At 69.9% G+C, this 21,844-nt stretch carries 19 protein-coding genes and 1 tRNA gene; 7 read left to right on the top strand and 13 right to left on the bottom strand.

Annotated features, from left to right (window positions below; all coding sequences use genetic code 11):
- Positions 1-85 precede the first annotated feature (85 nt).
- Positions 86-2,002 carry a CocE/NonD family hydrolase gene (locus tag QN245_RS12800; RefSeq protein ID WP_317843350.1) on the top strand — a complete coding sequence of 639 codons (1,917 nt, stop codon included), beginning with the start codon at positions 86-88 and terminating at the stop codon, positions 2,000-2,002.
- Between the two features lie 97 nt (positions 2,003-2,099).
- Here QN245_RS12800 and QN245_RS12795 read toward each other — a convergent pair whose 3' ends face one another.
- Entirely contained in the window at positions 2,100-2,987 is an 888-nt protein-coding gene (locus QN245_RS12795; protein ID WP_317843349.1) for a LysR family transcriptional regulator, read from the bottom strand.
- A 120-nt stretch (positions 2,988-3,107) separates the two neighbouring features.
- On the opposite strand from QN245_RS12795, the gene QN245_RS12790 reads away from it, so the two are divergent.
- The 4 genes from QN245_RS12790 (at position 3,108) to QN245_RS12775 (ending at position 7,079) form a co-directional block, all read left to right on the top strand.
- A complete protein-coding gene (locus QN245_RS12790) occupies positions 3,108-4,157 on the top strand; it encodes an NAD(P)-dependent alcohol dehydrogenase (RefSeq protein ID WP_317843348.1) in 1,050 nt (349 codons plus the stop codon).
- Between the two features lie 14 nt (positions 4,158-4,171).
- A complete protein-coding gene (locus tag QN245_RS12785) occupies positions 4,172-5,206 on the top strand; it encodes an alpha/beta hydrolase (protein ID WP_160965157.1) in 1,035 nt (344 codons plus the stop codon).
- An 88-nt stretch (positions 5,207-5,294) separates the two neighbouring features.
- Positions 5,295-6,515, top strand: a complete 1,221-nt coding sequence (locus QN245_RS12780; RefSeq protein ID WP_317843347.1) for an MFS transporter — start codon at positions 5,295-5,297, stop codon at positions 6,513-6,515.
- 15 nt (positions 6,516-6,530) lie between these two features.
- Positions 6,531-7,079: a cyclophilin-like fold protein gene (locus tag QN245_RS12775; protein WP_317843346.1), complete on the top strand. Its 549-nt coding sequence runs from the start codon at positions 6,531-6,533 to the stop codon at positions 7,077-7,079.
- 479 nt (positions 7,080-7,558) lie between these two features.
- On the opposite strand, the gene QN245_RS12770 is transcribed toward QN245_RS12775, so the two are convergent.
- From QN245_RS12770 to QN245_RS12755, 4 genes are all read right to left on the bottom strand, one after another.
- Positions 7,559-7,635 (bottom strand) — tRNA-Pro (locus tag QN245_RS12770).
- 60 nt (positions 7,636-7,695) lie between these two features.
- Positions 7,696-7,815 (bottom strand): cytochrome bd-I oxidase subunit CydX, encoded by a 120-nt coding sequence (gene cydX / locus QN245_RS12765; protein ID WP_184643391.1) that lies wholly within the window; start codon positions 7,813-7,815, stop codon positions 7,696-7,698.
- A gap of 27 nt (positions 7,816-7,842) precedes the next feature.
- On the bottom strand, positions 7,843-8,994 hold the full coding sequence (cydB, locus tag QN245_RS12760) for a cytochrome d ubiquinol oxidase subunit II (protein ID WP_317843345.1): 1,152 nt from the start codon (positions 8,992-8,994) through the stop codon (positions 7,843-7,845).
- 19 nt (positions 8,995-9,013) lie between these two features.
- Positions 9,014-10,603: a cytochrome ubiquinol oxidase subunit I gene (locus QN245_RS12755; protein WP_317843344.1), complete on the bottom strand. Its 1,590-nt coding sequence runs from the start codon at positions 10,601-10,603 to the stop codon at positions 9,014-9,016.
- A gap of 261 nt (positions 10,604-10,864) precedes the next feature.
- Between QN245_RS12755 and cydD the strand changes: the two genes are divergently transcribed.
- Together cydD and cydC are read left to right on the top strand one after the other, a co-directional pair.
- The gene (cydD, locus tag QN245_RS12750) at positions 10,865-12,610 is read left to right on the top strand and encodes a thiol reductant ABC exporter subunit CydD (protein ID WP_317845363.1); all 1,746 of its coding nucleotides are present in this window, start codon (positions 10,865-10,867) and stop codon (positions 12,608-12,610) included.
- Entirely contained in the window at positions 12,607-14,283 is a 1,677-nt protein-coding gene (gene cydC, locus QN245_RS12745; RefSeq protein WP_317843343.1) for a thiol reductant ABC exporter subunit CydC, read from the top strand. The genes cydD and cydC overlap by 4 nt, the downstream gene beginning before the upstream one ends.
- 313 nt (positions 14,284-14,596) lie before the next feature.
- On the opposite strand, the gene metX is transcribed toward cydC, so the two are convergent.
- The 8 genes from metX to ccmC form a co-directional block, all read right to left on the bottom strand.
- A complete protein-coding gene (gene metX, locus QN245_RS12740) occupies positions 14,597-15,709 on the bottom strand; it encodes a homoserine O-acetyltransferase MetX (protein WP_317843342.1) in 1,113 nt (370 codons plus the stop codon).
- 507 nt (positions 15,710-16,216) lie between these two features.
- Positions 16,217-17,257 (bottom strand): tetratricopeptide repeat protein, encoded by a 1,041-nt coding sequence (locus tag QN245_RS12735; RefSeq protein WP_317843341.1) that lies wholly within the window; start codon positions 17,255-17,257, stop codon positions 16,217-16,219.
- Positions 17,258-17,261: 4 nt separating this feature from the next.
- Positions 17,262-17,717, bottom strand: a complete 456-nt coding sequence (locus QN245_RS12730; protein WP_160965141.1) for a cytochrome c-type biogenesis protein — start codon at positions 17,715-17,717, stop codon at positions 17,262-17,264.
- Positions 17,714-18,319, bottom strand: a complete 606-nt coding sequence (locus QN245_RS12725; protein ID WP_160965139.1) for a DsbE family thiol:disulfide interchange protein — start codon at positions 18,317-18,319, stop codon at positions 17,714-17,716. The genes QN245_RS12730 and QN245_RS12725 overlap by 4 nt, the downstream gene beginning before the upstream one ends.
- A complete protein-coding gene (locus tag QN245_RS12720) occupies positions 18,319-20,253 on the bottom strand; it encodes a heme lyase CcmF/NrfE family subunit (protein WP_160965137.1) in 1,935 nt (644 codons plus the stop codon). The genes QN245_RS12725 and QN245_RS12720 overlap by 1 nt, the downstream gene beginning before the upstream one ends.
- 207 nt (positions 20,254-20,460) lie before the next feature.
- Complete coding sequence (ccmE, locus tag QN245_RS12715; RefSeq protein ID WP_184448583.1) at positions 20,461-20,910, bottom strand: cytochrome c maturation protein CcmE; 450 nt, start codon at positions 20,908-20,910, stop codon at positions 20,461-20,463.
- Entirely contained in the window at positions 20,907-21,083 is a 177-nt protein-coding gene (locus tag QN245_RS12710) for a heme exporter protein CcmD (protein WP_048488884.1), read from the bottom strand. The genes ccmE and QN245_RS12710 overlap by 4 nt, the downstream gene beginning before the upstream one ends.
- Positions 21,080-21,829 carry a heme ABC transporter permease CcmC gene (gene ccmC, locus QN245_RS12705; protein ID WP_160965133.1) on the bottom strand — a complete coding sequence of 250 codons (750 nt, stop codon included), beginning with the start codon at positions 21,827-21,829 and terminating at the stop codon, positions 21,080-21,082. The genes QN245_RS12710 and ccmC overlap by 4 nt, the downstream gene beginning before the upstream one ends.
- Positions 21,830-21,844: the final 15 nt, after the last annotated feature.

Genomic DNA, 21,844 nt, shown 5'->3' with positions numbered 1-21,844 from the left:
ATCGGCGACCCAGCCTTTGTCACTTGCCGAGCAACGCGCCGTCGCCTAGCGTCGCGGATTCGCCTCCTTTCCGGATCCAACGCCCATGCGCCGCCTCGCTCCCTGCCTGCTCGCCGCTGCCGTCGCTCTCGCCACCGCTGGCACCGCGTTGGCCCAGACCGCGCCGATGACGCCGGACATCACCGGCAAGCCGTTCGTCGCACCGACCGCGGCCAACGACTACGTCAAGCGCGAGGTGATGATTCCGATGCGCGACGGGGTCAAGCTGCACACGGTGATCGTGCTGCCCAAGGACGCGCACGGCGCGCCGATCCTGCTGACCCGCACGCCTTACGACGCCAGCGGCCGCGCCAGCCGGCTGGCCTCGCCGCACATGCGCGACCTGTTGCCGCAGGGCGACGAAGTGTTCGTCGACGGCGGCTACATCCGCGTGTTCCAGGACATCCGCGGCAAGTACGGCTCGGAGGGCGACTACGTGGTGACGCGGCCGCTGCGCGGGCCGCTCAACCCGACCAAGGTCGACCACGCCACCGACGCCTGGGACACCATCGACTGGCTGGTCAAGCACGTGCCCGAATCCAACGGCAAGGTCGGCATGATCGGCTCGTCCTACGAGGGCTTCACCGTGGTGATGGCGCTGGCCGATCCGCATCCGGCGCTGAAGGTGGCCGCGCCGGAAAGCCCGATGATCGACGGCTGGATGGGCGACGACTGGCTCAACTACGGCGCCTTCCGCCAGGTCAACCTGGACTACTTCACCGGCCAGATGACCAAGCGTGGCAAAGGCGAGGGCATTCCGCGCCACGGCTACGACGACTACAGCAACTTCCTGCGCGCCGGTTCGGCCGGCGACTACGCCAAGGCCGCCGGCCTGGAGCAGTTGCCGTGGTGGCGCAAGCTCACCGAGCACCCGGCCTACGATGCGTTCTGGCAGGAGCAGGCGCTGGACAAGGTGATGGCGCGCACCCCGCTGAAGGTGCCGACGATGTGGCTGCAGGGGCTGTGGGACCAGGAAGACATGTGGGGCGCGATCCACAGCTACGAGGCGATGGAGCCGCGCGACACCGGCAACGACAGGAACTACCTGGTGATGGGGCCGTGGCGGCACAGCCAGGTCAACTACGAGGGCGCCTCGTTGGGCGCGCTGCAGTTCGACGGCGACACCGCGCTGCAGTTCCGCCGCGACGTGCTCAAGCCGTTCTTCGACCAGTACCTGGTCGACGGCGCGCCCAAGGCCGACACGCCGCCGGTGCTGATCTACGACACCGGCGCCAACCACTGGGACCGCCTGCAGCGCTGGCCGCTGAGCTGCGCGCAGGGCTGCCCGGCGCAGAGCAAGCCGCTGTACCTGGAGGCCGGCGGCCGCGTTTCGTTCGAAGCGCCCAAGGCCGGGCAGGGAGACTACACCGAGTACGTCTCCGACCCGGCCAAGCCGGTGCCGTTCGTGCCGCGCCCGGTGGTGTTCGGCGACCGCGACATGTGGACCACCTGGCTGGTGCACGACCAGCGCTTCGTCGACGGCCGCCCGGACGTGCTGACCTTCGTCAGCGAACCGCTGCAGGCGCCGCTGCGCATCGCCGGCGCGCCGCAGGTGCACCTGCAGGCCTCCACCAGCGGCAGCGACAGCGACTGGGTGGTGAAGCTGATCGACGTGTATCCGGACCAGATGGCGTCCGAGCCGAAGCTGGGCGGCTACGAGCTGCCGGTGTCGCTGGCGATCTTCCGCGGCCGCTACCGCGAAAGCTTCGAGCATCCGGCGCCGCTGACCCCGAACCAGCCGCTGGCCTACCGCTTCGGCCTGCCCACCGCCAACCACACCTTCGAGCGCGGCCACCGGATCATGGTGCAGGTGCAGTCCACGCTGTTCCCGCTGTACGACCGCAACCCGCAGACCTACGTGCCCAACATCTACTTCGCCAAGCCGGGCGATTACCAGAAGGCGACGCAGCGGATCTGGCACACGCCGCAGCAGGCCAGCTACATCGAGCTGCCGGTGCGCTGAGCGCCGCTAGCGAACGTGCGTGCGGCCACGCCGGACACGGCGCGCGACGCGCGCCGCACTCGCTGGCCGGCGCGGTTGCCGCGGCCGCGCGGCGCACTCAAAGGCGCAGTGCGTCGAGCACCAGCGAGAACGCCGGCGAGTGCTGGCGGCGGCTGGGGTAGTAGAGATGGTAGCCGGAGAATGGCGGGCACCAGTCCTCCAGCACCCGCACCAGGCGACCGTCCTCGAGATGGGGCGCGAATTCCTGCTCGGGCAGGAACGCGATGCCGAGTCCGTCGAGCGCGGCGCGCACGATCGGCGGCGAGGTGCTGAACGTCACCTGGCCTTCGACCCGCACGTTCACCTGCCGGTTGCGCCGCTCGAACTCCCACACGTACAGGCCGCCATGGGTGGGGAAGCGGATGTTGATGCAGCGGTGTTGGGTCAGGTCGCCCGGCACCTTGGGCAGCGGGCGCTGCTGGAAGTAGGCCGGCGCCGCCGCGGCGGCCATGCGCAGCGGCGGGCCGATCGGCATCGCGATCATGTCCTTGTCCACGCTCTCGCCCAGGCGCACGCCCGCGTCGAAACGGTCGGCGACAATGTCGCGGAAACCGTAGCTGACGTCGAACTCGATCTGCACGTCCGGATAGCGCTGCAGCACCGGGATCAGCTTGGGCAGCAGGGTGGTGTGCAGGATGTGGTCGCCGCTGGTGATGCGGACCACGCCGGCGGGCTTGTCGCGCAGCGCGGTCAGCGCGTCCAGTTCCGACTCGATCTCGTCGAAGCGGTTGCCGATAGCCTGCAACAGACGCTGGCCCGCCGCAGTGGGCGAAACGCTGCGCGTGGTGCGGGTGAGCAGGCGGATCTGCAGCCGCGTTTCCAGCGCCTTGATCGCCTGGCTGAGCGCCGACTGGGTGACCCCCAACGCGGCGCCGGCGCGGGTGAAGCTGCCTTCGCGGGCGACGGTGACGAAGGCCAGCAGGTCGTTGAGATTGCGTCGTGCCATGGCCCAGTCTGACAGGTCGATTGATTAGCTTGGCTAATAGGGAAGGAAAGGATTCATCATCTTATCAGGCGGATCAGCGATGCCGACAATGGCCATCCTCCCCTCCACCGGAATCCCGCCATGTTCGTCAACGCCTATGGCGCCCACGCCGGCGACCAGCCCCTCGAACCCATGCGGATCGTGCGCCGCACGCTCGGCCCGCACGACGTGCGCATCGACATCGCCTACTGCGGCATCTGCCATTCCGACCTGCACCAGGCCCGCGGCGAATGGGCCGGTACGCGCTTCCCGTGCGTGCCGGGACACGAGATCGTGGGCCGCGTCGCGGCGGTCGGTGCGCATGTCGCCGGCATGCGTCCGGGCGACCTGGTCGGCGTCGGCTGCATCGTGGACAGCTGCAGGCACTGCGCGGAGTGCGAAGGCGGACTGGAGAACTACTGCGACGGCATGGTCGGCACCTACAACTTCCCGAGCGCCGATGCGCCCGGCCACACCCTCGGCGGCTATTCGCAGCAGATCGTGGTCCACCAGCGCTACGTGCTGAGAATCAGCCACCCGGCAGGGCAACTGGCGGCGGTGGCGCCGCTGCTGTGCGCGGGCATCACCACCTATTCGCCGCTGCGCCACTGGGGCGCAGGTCCCGGCAAGACGGTGGGCGTCGTCGGCATCGGCGGGCTCGGCCACGTCGGCGTGAAACTGGCCCATGCGATGGGCGCGCGCGTCGTCGCGTTCACCACCGCCGAGGCCAAGCGCGAGGCTGCCCTGGCACTGGGCGCCGACGCGGTGGTGGTGTCGCGCAACGCGCAGGAAATGGCGGCGCATGCCGGGAGCATCGACCTGATCGTGGACACGGTCGCCGCGGCGCACGACCTGGACGCGTTCCTGGGCCTGCTCAAGCGCGACGGCGCAATGGTGCTGGTCGGTGCGCCGGCCAGCCCGCATCCGTCGCCGGCGGTGTTCAGCCTGATCATGCGGCGTCGCACCCTGGCCGGCTCGATGATCGGCGGCATTGCCGAGACCCAGGAGATGCTGGATTTCTGCGCCGAGCACGGCATCGTCGCCGACATCGAGTTGATCCGCGCCGAGCAGATCAACGCCGCCTACGAACGGATGCTGCAAGGCGACGTGAAATACCGATTCGTCATCGACAACGCCACCTTGGCCGCCTGACCGGGAGAAGACCGATGCAACGACTGCTGCTGATCCTGGCCCTGGCGGCCGGCACCTCACCTGCGATGGGACAGGACATGGCCAATGGCGCGAACAACTTCTACAAGAGCGACGCCGTCGCCACGGAAAAGGTTTCCTTCCGCAACCAGTACCGAATGACGATCGTGGGCAACCTGTTCCTGCCCAGGCAGCGCAAGGCCGGTGTCCGCTATCCGGCCATCGTGGTCGGGCACCCGATGGGCGCGGTGAAGGAGCAGAGCTCTAACCTGTATGCGCAGAAGCTGGCCGAACAGGGCTTCGTCACCCTGGCGATCGACCAGTCGTTCTGGGGCGAGAGCGAGGGCCAGCCGCGCAATGCGGTGGCGCCGGATCTGTATGCCGAGGCGTTCAGCGCGGCGGTGGACTACCTGGGCAGCCGGGCGTTCGTGGACCGCGAGCGCATCGGCGTGCTCGGCATCTGCGGCAGCGGCAGCTTCGTCATCAGTGCGGCCAAGATCGACCCGCGCATGAAGGCCATCGCCACCGTGAGCATGTACGACATGGGGGCGGCCAACCGCGATGGGCTCAACCACGCGCAGACCGTCGAGCAGCGCAAACAGATCATCGCGGCCGCGGCGCGGCAGCGCGACGTGGAATTCGGCGGCGGCAAGACCGAGTACACCGGCGGCACGGTGCACGTGCTCGATGCGCAGACCCCGCCCATCCAGCGCGAGTTCTACGACTTCTACCGCACCGCGCGCGGCCAGTTCACCCCGGCCGGTTCCTCGCCCGCGCTCACCACGCACCCGACCTTGAGCAGCAACGTCAAGTTCATGAACTTCTATCCGTTCAACGACATCGCGACCATCGCACCGCGGCCGATGCTGTTCATCGCCGGCGACCAGGCGCACTCGAAGGAATTCAGCGAAGAGGCCTTCCGCCTGGCGGGCCAGCCGAAGGAGTTGTACTGGGTGAAGGGCGCTGGCCACGTGGACCTGTACGACCGGACCGACCTGATCCCATTCGACAAGCTGGCCTCGTTCTTCCGGCAAACCCTGGGGGCGCCATGAGCGTGCGCATGGGCAGGCGCGGGTGCCATCGCACGCGGCCGATCGCACACGAACACCTCGCGCGCTGCGGCCGCCACGGAGCGGGGCGGTGAGCGCGGCGCTGCCGGCGGAAGCGGGGCGCGGGCAGGCCGCCGCCGCCCCACAGCGCGCCCATTGGGGCGGCGTGTACGCGATGACGCTGTGCGTGTTCGCGCTGATCGCGTCGGAGTTCATGCCGGTCAGCCTGCTGACCCCGATGGCCGCCGACCTGCACGTCAGCCAGGGGTTGGTCGGCTACGGCATCGCCATCTCCGGTGCGCTCGCGGTGCTCACCAGTGTGTCCATTCCCGCCCTGGCCGGGGCCATCGACCGCAAGCGCCTGTTGCTGGCGCTGACCGGGCTGATGGCGGTGTCCGGCGCGGTGGTCGCGTTGGCCCCGAACTATGCGGCCTACATGGCCGGGCGCGCGCTCATCGGCGTGGTGATCGGCGGCTTCTGGTCGTTGTCGGCCGCGACCGCGATGCGCCTGGTGCCGCCGGCCCAGGTGCCCCGCGCCCTGGCCATCTTCAATGGCGGTAACGCCCTGGCCACGGTGATCGCCGCGCCGCTCGGCAGCTACCTGGGCGGGGTGATCGGCTGGCGCGGCGCGTTCCTGTGCCTGGTGCCGGTGGCCGTGCTGGCGTTCGCCTGGCAGTGGGCCAGCCTGCCGGCCATGAGCGCAGCGCGCGCGGCAGGGGCCGGCAACGTGTTCGGCCTGCTCCGGCAGCGCGCGGTCGCGTTGGGTATGGCGGCCTGCGCCGCCTTCTTCATGGGCCAGTTCGCGTTGTTCACCTACGTGCGCCCGTTCCTGGAAACGGTGACGCTGGCCAAGGTGCCGGTGTTGTCGTGGCTCCTGCTGGGGATCGGCGTGGCCGGTCTGCTCGGCACCCTGCTGGTCGGCGCCGCGCTGCAGCGCAGCCTGTATCGCACCCTGATCGCGATTCCGCTGCTGATGGCGGCGGTCGCCCTGGCCCTGATTCCGTTCGGTACGCGTGTCGCCGCCGTGGCGGTCTTGCTGGCACTGTGGGGATTGCTGGCGACCGCCGCGCCGGTGGGCTGGTGGAGTTGGATCGCGCGCGCGATGCCCGGGAGCGCCGAGGCCGGTGGCGGCCTGATGGTGGCGGTGATCCAATTGGCCATCGCGCTGGGCTCGACCGTCGGCGGCATGCTGTTCGATCGCCACGGCTATGCGGCGACCTTCGTGGCGAGCGCGGCGCTGCTGCTGTTCGCGGCGGTGTTGACCGGGCTGGCATCGCGTGCGTCCGCCGCTCGACCGGCGCCATCGGCGTAGCGTTCGAGCATGCCGATGAGGCCGCGACTGGACACCGGCCACGCCATGCGCGTATCGCTGCCGTCCGCCCGCCGTGGTGGCCGCCGCTCGTGGCAGCGGTTGTTGCGCTGGCTGGTCCTGCTGGCCGGCTTGCCGATTGCCGCCGCCGGCGCGGCCGGCTTGCATACCGCGGTGGCGCCGCGCGCCGCCGCGGCGCCATCCATCGTTCCGGAGTACGCACGCATGTGGATGACCGTCGGCGATCGTCGTTTCGTCATCACCCTGGCCGACAACGCCGCCGCCCGCGCGTTCGCCGCGCAGCTGCCGCTCGCGCTGGACATGGACGAACTCAATGGCAACGAGAAACACGCCGAGCTGCCGCAGCCGCTGCCGGCGGCGCCGCATCGGCCGGGCACGATCCGGCCCGGCGATCTGATGCTCTACCGCACGCAGACCCTGGTCGTGTTCTATGCGCGCTTCGCGTCCGCCTATTCCTACACCCGGCTCGGGTGGGTGGACGACCCGGCCGGGCTGGCCCAGGCACTGGGCAGGCGTCGGGTCCGGGTCGCGTTCTCCAGGGACTAGGGCGTGTCCGCCATCCCGAGCATGCCGCGCGGTGATCGCGCGTGCCTGTGACAAGGAAGAGGGAGGAAGTGGGCATTGCGTCCACGCCCGAGCGATGACGCGGCCACGGGCGCGCGTCTGCCAGACCCAATGCGGCGCACGCGGGAATGGATGACACGCCCTGGCGGCGCGTGCTGCCACTGGGGCGCGCGCATTGCGTGGCGACTGGCGTTCGCTCGCGCTGAAGCACGATGCGGCTGCGTGCGTACGGCAAGGCGGTCCGATGGCCTTGCGCGCGCGTTCTTTGCGTCGAAAGCAGGATCGGTATGCGCAGTGGACGACGTACCCGACAGGGAGATGCTGGTGGTCGGCATGCCTCCACCTGCGTCACACCGGGCAGCAGGCGTGCACGCAACGTGCGCGGTCTGCCGGACGCCGGGCCGCGGACACAAAAAAACCCGGAAAACGGTGGTTTTCCAGGCTTCTTGTGACCTTGAAACTGGTCGGGGAGACAGGATTCGAACCTGCGACCTCTACGTCCCGAACGTAGCGCTCTACCAGACTGAGCTACACCCCGAAGGAGCCGCACATGATACGGAGGTCTTCCGCATTCGGCAAGCGCCTTTGCAAAAAAATTTCAGTCCGTCGCGTCGGCGGCATCCACCGCGTTGCGCTCGCGCGCCTCGAACCACATGCCGTTGAGGATGGCGGCGGTGGAGGCCAGGCCGACACCGAGAATCCAGGCGAAATACCACATGATCGTTTCTCCTTGCAGGGGGGCGCGTCAGTACGCGTTGGGGTTGTCGTCCAGCGAGGCGGCGGTGACCTTGCCCTTCAGCACGCGGTACACCCAGGTGGTGTAGCCGAGGATGATCGGCAGGAACACCACGGTGGCCAGCAGCATGATCCACAGGGTCAGGTGGCTGCTGGAGGCGTCCCACACGGTCAGGCTGGAGCCCGGCTGGCTGGAGGACGGCAGCAGGAACGGGAAGAGCGCAAAGCCCACGGTCAGGATGATGCCGGCGATGGCCGCACCGGAGGCGATGAAGGCCAGGCCGCCGCGGCGCTTGCGCAGCAGCACCGCGCTGAGCAGTAGGCCGAGCAGGCCGGCGGCCGGGGCCAGGGCGGTCAGCGGCATGGTCTGGTAGTTGTGCATCCAGCCGCCGACCTCGCCGAGCACGGCGGTCTTCAGTAGCGGGTTGGTGGCGCCGTCGGTGACCACCTGCGAGGTGACCGCGTAGCCGGGCAGGCCGGTGGCCACCCACACTCCGGCGCCGGCGAACAGCGCACAGGCCACCAGTGCGGCGACGCTGCCGTAGCGCGCCGCGCGCTCGGCCACCGGGCCGTCGGTCTTCAGCACCAGCATCGCCGCGCCGTGCGCCACCAGCATGCTCACGCTGAGCAGGCCGGCCAGCAGGGCGAACGGCATCAGCAGCCCGAAGAAGCTGCCGGTGTAGAACACCCGCAGGGTGTCGTCGAAGTGGAACGGCACGCCGAGCACGACGTTGCCCACCGCCACGCCCATGATCAGCGCCGGGATGAAGCCGCCGACGAACAGCGCCCAGTCCCAACTGTTGCGCCAGCGCTGGCTGGGCAGCTTGCCGCGGAACTTGAACCCGACCGGGCGCAGGATCAGCGCGAACAGGATCACGAACATGGCCAGGTAGAAGCCGGAGAAGCTGACCGCATACAGCGGCGGCCAGGCGGCGAAGATGGCGCCGCCGCCGAGCACCAGCCAGACCTGGTTGCCTTCCCAGACCGGGCCGATGGTGTTGACCACCAGCCGGCGTTCGGCGTCGTTCTTCGCCACGAACGGCAGCAGCGCGCCGACGCCCAGGTCGAATCCGTCCATCACCGCGAAGCCGATCAGCAGGATGCCCAGCAGCAGCCACCAGATCACGCGCAGCGTGGTGTAGTCCAATGCAATGAAGTCCATGGTGTGTCTCCTGCCGGGGTCAGAGGTGGCCGGCGGCCGCAGGTGCGGCGATCGGGGTCGCGGGGCGCGGGGTGGGTTGCAGCAAGGCGGGCAGGGCGTCCGGCCCCTTGCGGATCGCCTTGAGCATCAGCTTGATCTCGATGATCAGCAGCGTGGTGTAGATGGCCACGAAGCCGCCCAGGGTGATCAGGATGTCGTGCAGGGCCAGGCCGGAGGCGGCATAGAACGTCGGCAGCACGCCTTCCACCGCCCACGGCTGGCGGCCGTACTCGGCCACGAACCAGCCGCACTCGATCGCGATCCACGGCGCCGGCAGGGTCCACACCGCCAGCTTCAGGAACCAGCGCTTGTCCTCGAAGTTGTGCTTGCACGAGAACCACAGCGCGGCGGCGAAGAAGGCGATCAGGTAGAAGCCCAGGCCGGCCATCACCCGGAACGTCCAGAACAGCGGCAGCACCCGCGGCACCGTGTCCAGCGCGGCCTTGGCGATCTCCTCCGGGGTGGCGTTGAGGATGTCCTCGCGGTAGCGCTTGAGCAGCAGGCCGTGGCCGAGGTCCTGCCAGTGCTTGTCGAACACCGCCCGTGCCTCGACATCGTTGCGGTTGGCCTTGAGCCGCTGCAGCGCGCCGTAGGCGATCTGCCCGCCGCGCACGCGGTGCTCGGCGCGCTTGACCAGCTCCAGGATGCCGGGCACCGGCGTGTTCAACGAGCGCGTGGCGATCAGGCCCATCAGGTACGGCACCTTGATCGCGTAGTCGTTCCTGCCGGTGGCCTGGTTGGGGATGCCGAAGGCGGTGAAGTCGGCCGGCGCCTGCTCGGTTTCCCACATGGCCTCGATCGCGGCCAGCTTCATCTTCTGGTGTTCGTTGGCGGCGTAGCCGCTCTCGTCGCCCAGCACCACCACCGACAGCGAGGAGGCCAGGCCGAACGCGGCGGCCACCGCGAACGAGCGCCGGGCCAGGTCGCGATGCTTGCCGCGCAGCAGGTACAGCGCGCTGATCGACATCACGAACACCGCGCCGGTCACGTAGCCGGCGCTGACCGTGTGCACGAACTTGGCCTGCGCCACCGGGTTGAACACCACCGCCATGAAGTCGACCACTTCCATGCGCATGGTGTCCGGGTTGAACACCGCGCCGGTCGGGTTCTGCATCCAGCCGTTGGCGATCAGGATCCACACCGCCGACAGGTTGGTGCCCAGCGCCATCAGCCAGGTCACCATCAGGTGCTTGACCGGCGTGAGCTTGCTCCAGCCGAAGAAGAACAGGCCGATGAAGGTCGCTTCCAGGAAGAACGCCATCAACCCTTCGATCGCTAGCGGCGCGCCGAAGATGTCGCCGACGTAGTGGCTGTAGTAGGACCAGTTCATGCCGAACTGGAACTCCATGACGATGCCGGTGGCCACGCCCATCGCGAAGTTGATGCCGAACAGCACGCCCCAGAACAGGGTCATACGCCGCCACACGTCCTTGCGGGTCATGACGTACACGCTCTCCATGATCGCGATCATGAAGGACAGGCCCAGGGTGAGCGGAACGAACAGGAAGTGGTACATGGCGGTCATGGCGAACTGCAGCCGCGACAGCTCTACGACAGTGGTGTCGATCATGGCTGTGCTACCTCGTGGAAGATGTGCATCTGGGTGGCCGAGTGGCGGGAGATTGGAGGCGATCTTCCGCCGCGCCGGCGCGTTCGACCTTGATTCAGATCAATGTGCGCCACGGGAAGGCCCGGCATCGTGGCGGCCACCGCGGTTCCAGCCCGGAAGTGCCTTCCCCGCTAAACTGATGGCTTCGTTCGCCGTGCCGAGCCCGTTTTGACCGATTCCGCCGAGCCGTCCGCCGACACACCGCAGCAGCGGCAGCAGCGCATGCGTTGGCTGGATGCCCTGGCCGCGGCCGCGCGCGGCCGCCAGCGCCTGGCCGCAGCCGCCATCAGCGTGTCCGGTGCGCTGCTGATCGTGCAGGCCGGGGCCATCGCCTGGCTGGTGCAGGCGCTGCTGGTGGAGCGCCGCGAGCTGGCGCAGGCGCTGCCGGCCTTCGGCCTGCTGGCGCTGGTGTTGGTCCTGCGCGCCGGGCTCGGCGCCGCCGCGCAGCGTGCCGCCGGCGATGTCGCCGATGCGGCGAAACTCGAGCTGCGCCGGCGCGTGTATCGGCAACTGCTGCAGCGCGGGCCGCTGTGGCTGCGCGGACAGCGCAACGGCGAACTGGGCGAGCTGCTGCTGGCGCATGGCGATGCGCTGGACGGCTACTACGCCGGCTACCGGCCCGCTCGCTGGGAAGTGAGCGTGGTGCCGCTGCTGATCGTGCTGGCAGTGGCGTGGAGCGACTGGGTGGTCGGCCTGATCCTGCTGTTCACCGCGCCACTGGTGCCGATCTTCATGATGCTGGTGGGCTGGGGCGCCGAAGCCGCCGGCCGCCGTCAGTTGCGCGAGCTGGCGCGGATGGGCGGGCACTTCGCCGATCGGCTCAAGGGCCTGGGCGTGTTGCGCCTGTACGGACGGGGCGACGACGAGCTGCGCGGGATTGCCGCTGCCGCCGAGGGTGTGCGCGAGCGCACGCTGAAAGTGCTGCGCATCGCGTTCCTGTCGTCCACCGTGCTGGAGTTCTTCGCCTCGGTCAGCGTGGCGATCGTCGCGCTGTACCTGGGCCTGAGCTACCTCGGCATGATCGCCCTGCATGCCAGCGTGCCGACCCTGGGCACCGGTGTGTTCTGCCTGCTGCTGGCGCCGGAGTTCTACGCGCCGCTGCGGCGCCTGGCCGCGCATTACCACGATCGCGCCAATGCGCTGGCCGCGGCGGCGGAGGTGGAGCGCCTGCTGGAAGGTCTGCCGCAGGCCGTGGATGCGCCGGTCGCGCGCGACGAGGGCACTGCCGTGTCGAACGATGTCGCTGCCGTGACGTCGATCGAGACCGATACCACTGCAGCGACGTTTTCCGTGCAGGCAGCGGGCGCGCTGCGTGCGGAGGAGCCATTGCTGCGCGCACGCGCGCTGTACCTGCGGCCGCTGGGTGCGCGCTGCGATGCGGTGCAGGGCCTGGATTTCGAATTGCATGCCGGCCAGCGCTTGGCCCTGGTCGGGCCCAGCGGTAGCGGCAAGAGCACGTTGCTGGAGGCGCTGGCCGGATGGCTGCCGCCGCGTGCCGGTGCCATGCAGTTGCGTGCGGGGCTGCGCATCGGCTACGCCGGCCAGCGGCCGTATCTGTTCCACGGCAGCATCGCCGACAACCTGCGTCTGGCCGATCCGCAGGCCAGCGATGCGCAAGTGCGCGCGGCGGCCGATGCTGCACAGGTGCTGCGTTTCGCCGCACGCCTGCCGCAGGGGCTGGACACGCCGATCGGCGAGCGCGGCTTCGGCCTGTCCGGCGGCGAGGCGCGACGCATCGGCCTGGCTCGTCTGTTGCTGCGCGATCCGGAACTGCTGTTGCTGGACGAACCGACCGCGTTCCTGGATGCGGACACCGAAGCGGACCTGCTGCGCACGCTGGCGGACTTCGCCCGCGGCCGCAGCGTCATCGTCGCCACCCACAGCGAGGCGGCGATGCACTGGGCCGATGCCGTGCTGCGGCTGCCGGCGCGCAATGCGTCCGCCGCAACCCAGGAGACGCTGTCATGAGCGGCGACACCCGCGACACCTTGCGTGGCGTGTTCGGCCGCCATCTCGGCCGCCTGCTGCTGACCGCACTGCTGGTGCTGTGCACGATGCTGGCCGGGGTCGGGCTGCTCGGCCTGTCCGGTGGCTTCCTCACCGCCGCGGCGCTGGCTGGTGCGGTCGGCATGGGCAGCGGCTTCAACTTCTTCTCGCCGTCGGCCGGCATCCGCGCACTGACCTTCGCCCGCATCGCCTCGCGCTACGGCGAAAAGCTGGTCGGGCACGACGCCACCCTGCGTATCGCCCGCGACCTGCGCGTGTGGTTCTTCCGCCGCGCGCTGCCGCTGGCGCCGGCACGGCTCGGCGCCAGCCGCACCGGCGAATTGCTGGCGCGGCTGATGTCGGACATCGGCGAGGTCGACGGTCTGGTGGTGCGTGCGCTGGCGCCGCTGGCGGCGCTACTCGGCGTCGGCGCGATCGGCATCGCGGCGGCGGCGGCGATCCACTGGCCGGCGGCGCTGGTGCTGACCGCGCTGGCGCTGGCGATCGGGCTCGGCGTGCCGTGGGTGGTGGCGCGCGGCGGCGAAGCCCGCGAACGCGCGCGCGCGCAGCAGCGCGAAGCCTTGCGCACGCTGGCCTATGAAGGCCTGGAGGGTGCCGCCGACCTGGCCGCGCTCGAGGCGCAGGCCGCCTGGATCGCGCGCGTGGATGCCAGCGCGCAGGCCGTGCGCGGCGAGGACCGGCGCCAGCGGCAACGGCTGATCGGCGGCAACGCCCTGCACGCGCTGTGCGCGGCGGTGGGCCTGCTGGCGATGCTGTGGGTGGCGCTGGGTGCGGCCCGCGCCGATGCGATCGGCGCCGAACAGGCCGCCGGCCTGGTGTTCCTCACCGTGGCCCTGCTCGAGGTCTGGGCCGGCGCCGGTCTGGCCTGGCAGGCGCTGCAGTCCGGCCGTGTCGCCGCGCGGCGCCTGCAGGCGATCGCCGGGCAGGCGCCGCCGGTGGTCGACTCGGCGCAACCGCAGGCGCTGCCGGCCACGGGTGAGGTGCAGTTCGACAACGTAGTGTTCGCCTGGCCGGGCGAGACCCGGCGCGTGCTCGACGGTGTTTCCCTGCGCATCGCGCCGGGCGAGCGCATCGCCATCTCCGGCGACAGTGGCAGCGGCAAGACCACCCTGTCGGCGTTGCTGCTGCGCTTGTGGGACCCGCAGCAGGGCAGCATCCGCTATGCCGGCGTCGACCTGCGCGAGGTGGCCGAGGCGCAGTGGCACCGCCGTATCGCCTGGCTGCCGCAGGGCGCGCCGGTGTTTGCCGGCAGCGTGCGCGACAACTTGCGCCTGGGCGATCCCACGGCCGACGATGCGCGGCTGCAGTGCGTGCTCGCCGACGTGCGGCTCGATCCCTGGCTGCACGAAGTCGGCGGCCTCGACGCCTGGCTTGGCGAGAACGGCGCGACCATGTCCGCGGGTCAGGCGCGGCGCCTGGCCCTGGCCCGTGCACTGCTGCGCGAAGCGCCGCTGCTGGTGCTGGACGAACCCACCGAAGGCCTGGACGTCGACACCGCGCAGGCGCTGTTGCGTGACCTGGCACACGCGCTGGGTCAGCGCAGCCTGCTGCTGATCAGCCACGATGCGCTGCCCGAGGGCGTGGTGCATCTGCGCTATCGGTTGCAGGACGGACGGCTGCAGGTCGAGCCATAGCGCTGCTGCGCAGCGCTCTGTAGGAGTGGCTTCAATCGCGACACGCGATGCGGAATCACGCGTTTGTATGGGAGCGATCCGGTCTTAGCAGGCTGATGGTTCGTGCAGTCGGGACTGAAGTCCCTCCCACAACGGGCAGGTGCCTGCCTCCATGTCGCAGGAGGCCCTTGTGGGAGCGACTTCAGTCGCGACGAGTGGGGGGCAAAACCTTCTGGATACATGCCGTCGGTCCAGCCCAGATCGACCTGGTGCGTAACCATCGGCGAGCGGAACGGTATCCTCCCGCCCATGGCCAAAACAGGGCCCTCAATCGCTACAGCGCGTCGAGAAACTCCCGCACCGCCGGCCCGAACCGCGCGAAATCCACCAGGAACGCGTCGTGCCCCTGCGGCGAATTCAGCCCCAGGAACTGCGCCTGAGCGCCGCCGGCGCGCAGGCCGTCGGCGATCTGTTGCTGCTGCTGCACCGGGAACAGGATATCGGTGTTGGCGCCGATCGCCAGCGCGCGCTCGACGCGGATCGTGGCGAGACCGGCGAGCACGTCGCCGCCGGCAGGCTCGGCCAGGTCGAACCAGTCCATCGAGCGGCTCAAGTACAGATAGCAGTTCGGGTCGAAGCGGCGCACGAAGCGGCGTGCGTGGCCTTCCAGGTAGCTTTCCACCTGGAATTCCAGGCCGAACGGATCGTCGTCGGTCTGGTCCGAATCCAGCCGCACGCGGCCGAAGCGGCCGTCCCATTCCAGCGCCGAACGGTAGGTGATCACGCCCAGCTTGCGCGCCATGCGCATGCCGGACTCGGGATAGGTTGACTCGTCGTAGTCGCCGCCGTTCCAGTTCGGATCCAGGCGGATCGCTTCGCGCTGCAGCGAGCGGATCGCGATCGAGAACGGCAGCGCCTGCGCGCTGCCGGAAATGTTGACGTGGCTGCGCGCCAGGCCAGGATGCCGGTGCAGCAGCGCCAGGGCGGTCATGCCGCCCATGGAGTTGCCGATCACGCAGGCCAGTTGCGCGATGCCCAGCGCCCGCACCACCTGCGCGGCGGCATCGGCGCCGTCCTCGATCGACAGCTCCGGGAAGCGCAGGCGATACGGCTGGCCGTCGTCAGGATGCGGCGACGCAGGGCCGGTCGACCCCTTGCAACTGCCCAGCGAGTTCACGCAGATCACGAACCAGCGCTGCGTGTCGATCGGCTTGCCCGGGCCGAGCATGCCTTCCCACCAGCCCGGCGTGGGATCGTCGGCATTCGCCGCGGCATGCGCGTCGGGCGACAGCCCGGTGACGATCAGGAGCGCGTTGTCGCGCGCGGCCGACAGCGTGCCCCAGGTCTCGTAGGCGACCCGCGCGCCACGCAACTGGCCGCCACGTTTCATCGGGAACGGCGAGGGCAGGGCGAGGAAGCGGCTGCCAGGCGGGATGAATTCGGTCATGCGCCGATTCTAGCTGCGCCATCGCATCCGGCGTGTGTGCGGTGCGAGATGCAGCGTGTCGATGGCGATGGCGTCTACTAGGGTGCACAGGAGCCTCGCTAGGCCGCCTGTAAATTTGTTTGTGCCGTGTGCAGCTTGACCCATCGTTGTCGCAGGAGTGGCTTAGGGCACTTCTAAGAGGGGACGGCGGGCCACTTGTAGGAACGGCTTCAGCCGCGACGGGCGTTATCGGCAGCGCCTCGTCGCGACTGATCCCCAAAAGGGGACAAGAGACGCTCCTGCAAAATGCGCTTCACGTCGTTGCTGGCGTCTCGTTCCAGCCGCGACTGGTATTCCCCATAAGGCACGTCGTGGCCTGATCTCGAAGAGGAACACGAGCCGCTCCTCCGCGTAAGCCTCTTATCATTGCCAGAGGTCTGCTGTCCTTGCGACGGGGTTTCCGCGGTCGGGCTGGTCGCAGCCGATCCCCAAAAAGCCCAAAGCCGCTCTTGCGCCATGCGGCAACGGCTACGGCTTGCCGATCACCAGCTCCACCGGCGCGGTCGCCGGCAGGGTCACCGTCACCGGCGCCGATTCCAGATCGCCCTCCTGACGCATTGCATTGCCGCTGGCCGACAGCCGCGCCACCACCTGCACCTGCTGCAGCTGCGAGAGTTTCTGCGTCGGCATCGGGCTGTCCGCATCGCTCAGTGTCACCCGCAACGGCAGTGCCTGCAGCGGATGCTTCTGCACCGCCACCGGCATTGGTGGGCCGCCCGGCACGCGCGCGATCACGAAGACGCTGGCGTCGCCGCGCAGGCGTACGCGGGCGGCGAACGCCGGATCCAGCGACACCGCCACGGTCAGGCCGCTGCTGGCCGGGGCCTTCGCGTCCTGCGCCGGGGCGGCCGCGCTGCCGGCGGCGGGCAAGGCCGGCAGACCGGCCGCGGTGCGGGCCGCATCGATCTGCGGCCGCAGCGCCGCGGCGGTGGCCGCATCCACGCGCGGCAACAGCGCTTCCCAGGTGGCGGCTGCGGCGGCGTCCTGGCCGCGCTGGCGCTGGGCGATGCCCAGGAACCAGGCGCCGCGTTCGCTGCCCGGTGCCAGTTGCAGGGCATGCTGCAGCCAGGCCAGCGCCTGGTCGTCGAACTGCCGTTGCGGATTGGCCAGCGCACGCGCCTCGGCCGCTTCGATCAGCAAGGGCGCCTGCTCCGGCGCCAATTGCACGGCGCGTGCGAAGGCGTTGGCGGCCTCGGCGGCGTGGCCCAGCGACAGCTGGCTGCGGCCGAGCAGGGCCCAGCCGTCGGCGCGGTTCGGATCCTTGGCCAGCGCCGCCTGCAGTTGCTTGACGCCGTCTTCCAGCGTGCGCGGCGCCTCGCGGTTCTGCGCCTGCAAGGCACGCGGAGTGCCGACCAGGGCGTACAGCGCTGCGGTCGCCACACCCAACGCCAGTACCGCTACCGCCAGCACCGCGCCCTTGCGCCCGCCGCTGCGCAGCGGCCACAGCACCACCGCGAACACCAGCGCCGCCAGCGCCACCGCCGCGGCCGACATGCCCCAACTCAGCATCGCCTCACCACTCCTGTTCGTCCTGCAGCGGCAGCGCGGTCGCCGCCGGCGCGCGCCGGCGCACCATCCGGATCAGCACCACCGCGCCGCCGGCCAACAGCAGCAAGGGGCCGAACCACAGCAGCCAGGTCCGCGCTTCCAGCTGCGGCCGGTACAGCACGAACTCGCCGTAGCGATCGACCAGGAACTGCTTGATCTGCGCATCCGACTTGCCCTGGTGCATGAGCTCCAGCACTTCGCGGCGCAGGTCCATGGCGATCTGCGCATGCGAATCGGCCAGCGACTGGTTCTGGCATTGCACGCAGCGCAGTTCGGCGGTCAGCGCATGGAAGCGCGCTTCCTCGGCGGCGGAGCGGTAGGCCAGCGGGGTCGGATCGGACACCGGTTCGGCGCCGGCCAGCGTGGACCACGCCAGCAGCGCCAGCAGGCCCAGCCGCAGCGCACGCCGGCCGTGGCTCATGGCGTGGCCTTGCCCTGCGCCCGCGTCGGCGGCGCGTCGCGCTCGGCCTGCTGCAAGGCCGGCAGCAGTTCGTCGCGGATGATCTGGTCGGTCAGCGGGCCGGCGTGCTTCCAACGCACCACGCCGCGCGCATCGACCAGGAAGGTCTCCGGTGCCGCGGCCACGCCCCAGTCGATCGCCGTGCGTCCCTCGGGATCGAACAGCACCGCCAGGAACGGATTGCCGAGCTGTTCCAGCCAGCGCAGCGCGTCCTCGCGGCTGTCCTTCCAGTCGTAGCCGATCACCCGCACGCGCTTGCTCAGCGCGAAGCGGGTCAGCACCGGGTGTTCCTCGCGGCAGGCCGGGCACCAGCTGCCCCACACGTTGAGCACGTACGGCGCGCCGCGCAACTCGCTGCTGCGCACGCGGATCGAGGCGTCGTGCAGCAGCGGCAGTTCGAACGCCGGTGCCGGCTTGCCGATCAGGGCCGACGGCAGCGCGTCGCGATCGGCGCTGCCGGAGCGCTGCACCGCATACACCATCAACGCCAGCAGGCCGAGGAAGAACAGGGCGCCCAGCAGGATGGCGGGTAACGGCAGGCGGCGTGGAGCGGGAGCGGACATCAGGGGGTCTCCGGAGAACGACGGAAGCGCCGGTCGGCGGCGGTGACGAAACCGCCCAGCGCCATCAGCGCCGCGCCAAGCCAGATCCAGCGCACGAAGGGTTTGACGTGCACGCGCATCGCCCAGGCGTTGCCGCCCAGCGGCTCGCCCAGGGCGACGTAGACGTCGCCGAACAGGCCGGGGTGGATCCCGGCCTCGGTCATGTTCTGGCCGCCGCTGGCGTACAGGCGCTTTTCCGGGTGCAGCAGCGCCAGCGGGCGATCGTCGCGCAGCACCTGCACGTGCGCGCGTTCGGCCACGTAGTTGGGGCCCTTGCGCTCGTCCAGGCCCTGCAGCTCGAAGCGGTAGCGGCCCAGGTCCAGGTGCTGTCCGGGCGCCAGCGCCACTTCGCGCTGCTGTTCCAGCGCCTCGACCAGCAGCGCACCGGCCAGGAACACGGCGATGCCGGTGTGGGCCAGGGTCATGCCCAGCATCTCGGCGGTGAAGCGGCTGCCCTTGAGCTGCCGCCGGCTCCACACGAAGCGCGCGGTGCCCAGCAGCACCCAGGTTGCCGCGGCGACGCCGGCGGCGGTCTTCCACGCGCCCTGCGGTGCCAGGAAGAAGCCGATCGCGCCGGCCAGCAGAGCCAGGCCAGCCCACGGTGCCAGCAATGCCAGTGGCCGCGACGCCTGTTCGCGCTGCCAGCGGGTCAGCGGGCCGAACGGCAGCAGCGCCACCAGCGGCGCCATCAGCACGATGAACAAGGTGCCGAAGTAGGGCGGTCCCACCGACAGCTTGCCCAGGTCCAGCGCATCGGCCAGCAGCGGATACAGCGTGCCCAGCAGCACCATCGCGCAGGCGCAGGTCAGCAGCAGGTTGTTGGCCAGCAGCAGGGTCTCGCGCGAGGCCGGGGCGAAGCGTTGCCGCGCCTCGTCGGCCGACGCCGCCACGCGGCCGCCGCGCAGTGCGTACAGCAGCAGCGCGCCGCCGCACAGCAGGCTCAGGAACACCAGGATGAACAGGCCGCGGGTGGGATCGGCGGCGAAGGAGTGCACGCTGGTCAGCACGCCGGAGCGGACCAGGAAGGTGCCCAGCAGCGACAGCGAGAATGCGGCGATCGCCAGCAGCAGGGTCCAGGCGCCGAAGCTGCCGCGCTTTTCGGTGACCGCCTGCGAATGCAGTAACGCCGCACCGGCCAGCCATGGCATGAAGCTGGCGTTCTCCACCGGATCCCAGAACCACCAGCCGCCCCAGCCCAGTTCGTAGTACGCCCACCAGCTGCCGAGCGCGATGCCGATGGTCAGAAAGCCCCAGGCCACATTGGTCCACGGCCGCGTCCAGCGCAGCCAGCGCGCGTCCACCTGGCCGTCCAGCAGCGCGGCAATGGCGAACGCAAACGGCACCGCGAAGCCGACGTAGCCGGCGTACAGCAGCGGCGGATGGATTACCAGGCCGGGGTCCTGCAGCAGCGGATTGAGATCGCGCCCTTCCAGCGGCGCGGGCAGCAGCCGCGCGAACGGGTTGGAGGTGAACAGCAGGAACGCCAGGAAGCCCACGCTCACCAGCGCGAGGGTGCCGATCACCCGCGCCACCACCTGCGCCGGCAGGCGCCGCGAATACAGCGCCACCGCGCCGGTCCACAGCGCCAGGATCAGCGTCCACAGCAGCAGCGAACCCTCGTGCGCGCCCCACACCGCGGAGTAGCGGTACACCAGCGGCAGCAGCGAGTTGGAGTTCTCGGCGACATAGGCCACCGAGAAATCCTGGGTCACGAAGGCGTGGGTGAGGATCGCGAAGGCGCCGGCGACCAGCGCCAGCTGCGCGAACGCCGCCGGCCGCGCCACGCCCATCCAGCGCGCATCGCCGCGCTGCGCGCCGGCCAATGGCAGCGCCGCCTGCAGCACGGCAGTGAGCAGGGCGAGGATCAGCAGGAGTTGGCCGACCTCAGGCAGCATGGCGCGGCCGGGACCCGTGACCCGGGACCCGGGGCCCGGAAGAGCGCATATGCGACGGCTGTGGTGTGGTCGCGGGAGAAGCCGGGAGCCGGGCAAAGCAGAGAAAGCCAGTTTCGCTGCGGAAATGCGCAGCCAAGCTGCAGACGTTGTGCAACCGCTTTTCCCGGTCCCGGGTCCCGGGTCCCGAGTCCCGACCTCTCCGCGCCATCACTGCATCGTCCCCACGTCATGCTTCCGATGCGCATCCCCCATCTTGTCCGCCAGCTCCTTCGGCATGTAGGTCTCGTCGTGCTTGGCCAGCACGTCCTCGGCGACGAACACGCCGTCGCGCATGCTGCCGGTGGCCACCACCGCCTGGCCCTCGCGGAACAGGTCGGGCAGGATCCGGTCGTAACGCACGGTCAGTTGCGCATCGCCGTCGGTCACGCGGAAGTGCGACTGCAGCGAACCCGGGGCGCGCTGGAACGAGCCTTTCTCGACCATGCCGCCGAGGCGGAAGCGCGCGTGCGCGCCGGTCTTGCCGGCCAGCACTTCGGCCGGGGTGTACAGGTAGGCGGTATTGCGCTGCAGGGCCATCGCCACCAGCGTGGTGGTCAGGCCGGCGGCCAGCACCAGCAGCATCAGCCACAGCAGGCGGCGCTTGCGCTGCGGGTTCATCGGCTCAGCTCCAGCGGCGGCGCCGGTTCGGCCTTGGCCTGGCGCTTGCGTTGCGCGCGCAGCCGCGCCGCCCGCAGCGCAGTGCGCACCTGCAGCCGCGCCAGCACGAAATCGGCGAGCAGCACGCCGGCGAACACCGCATAGGCACCGACCACATACGGCAGGTAGTTCATCCGCGCGCCTCCGCCAGTTGCGTCACCCAGTCCTTGCCGGCCTCGCGGCGCAGGTTGTCGGCGCGCGCGCGCGCCAGCAGCGAGCCGGCGAACCAGAACTTGGTCGCGGCCACCATCAGCCACAGCGGGGGCAGCATGCTCGGGTCCATGCTGGACTGGCCGAACAGGCGGATGGTCTGGCCCTGGTGCAGCGAGTTCCACCACACCACCGAATAGCGGATCACCGGCAGCAGCACCACGCCGACGATGGCGAGCAGCCCGGCCGCACGCGCGGCGGTGCGCCGGTCCTCGATCGCCAGGTACAGGCCCATCACGCCGATGTACAGGAACAGCAGGATCAGCTCGGTGGTCAGGCGCGGGTCCCAGTCCCACCAGGCGCCCCACATCGGCTTGCCCCAGATGCTGCCGGTCAGCAGGGTGATCAGGGTGAAGGCGGCGCCGATCGGCGCGCAGGCCATCGCCAGGATCTCGCACAACTTGATCCGCCACACCTGGGCGATGGCCGCGTACACGGCCATCAGGCCGAACACGAACAGGCTCATCCAGGCGCTGGGCACATGGATGTAGAGGATGCGGAAGGCGTCGCTCTGCAGGCGGTCGGCCGGCACCACGAACAGCGCCTGCCAGATGCCCACGCCGGCCAGCAGCAGCGCCGCCAGGTAACACCACGGGGTCCAGCGCGCAGCGAAGCGATCGAAGGTCGGCGGCGAACCGAGTTGGTGGAACCAGCGGACGAGAGAGACCATGCGGACGATTCTAGC

Source organism: Xanthomonas rydalmerensis (assembly GCF_033170385.1).
Classification (GTDB): Bacteria; Pseudomonadota; Gammaproteobacteria; order Xanthomonadales; family Xanthomonadaceae; genus Xanthomonas_A; species Xanthomonas_A rydalmerensis.
The sequence above is the reverse complement of the archived record's forward strand: the minus strand, read 5'-3'. Positions and strand labels throughout refer to the sequence as shown.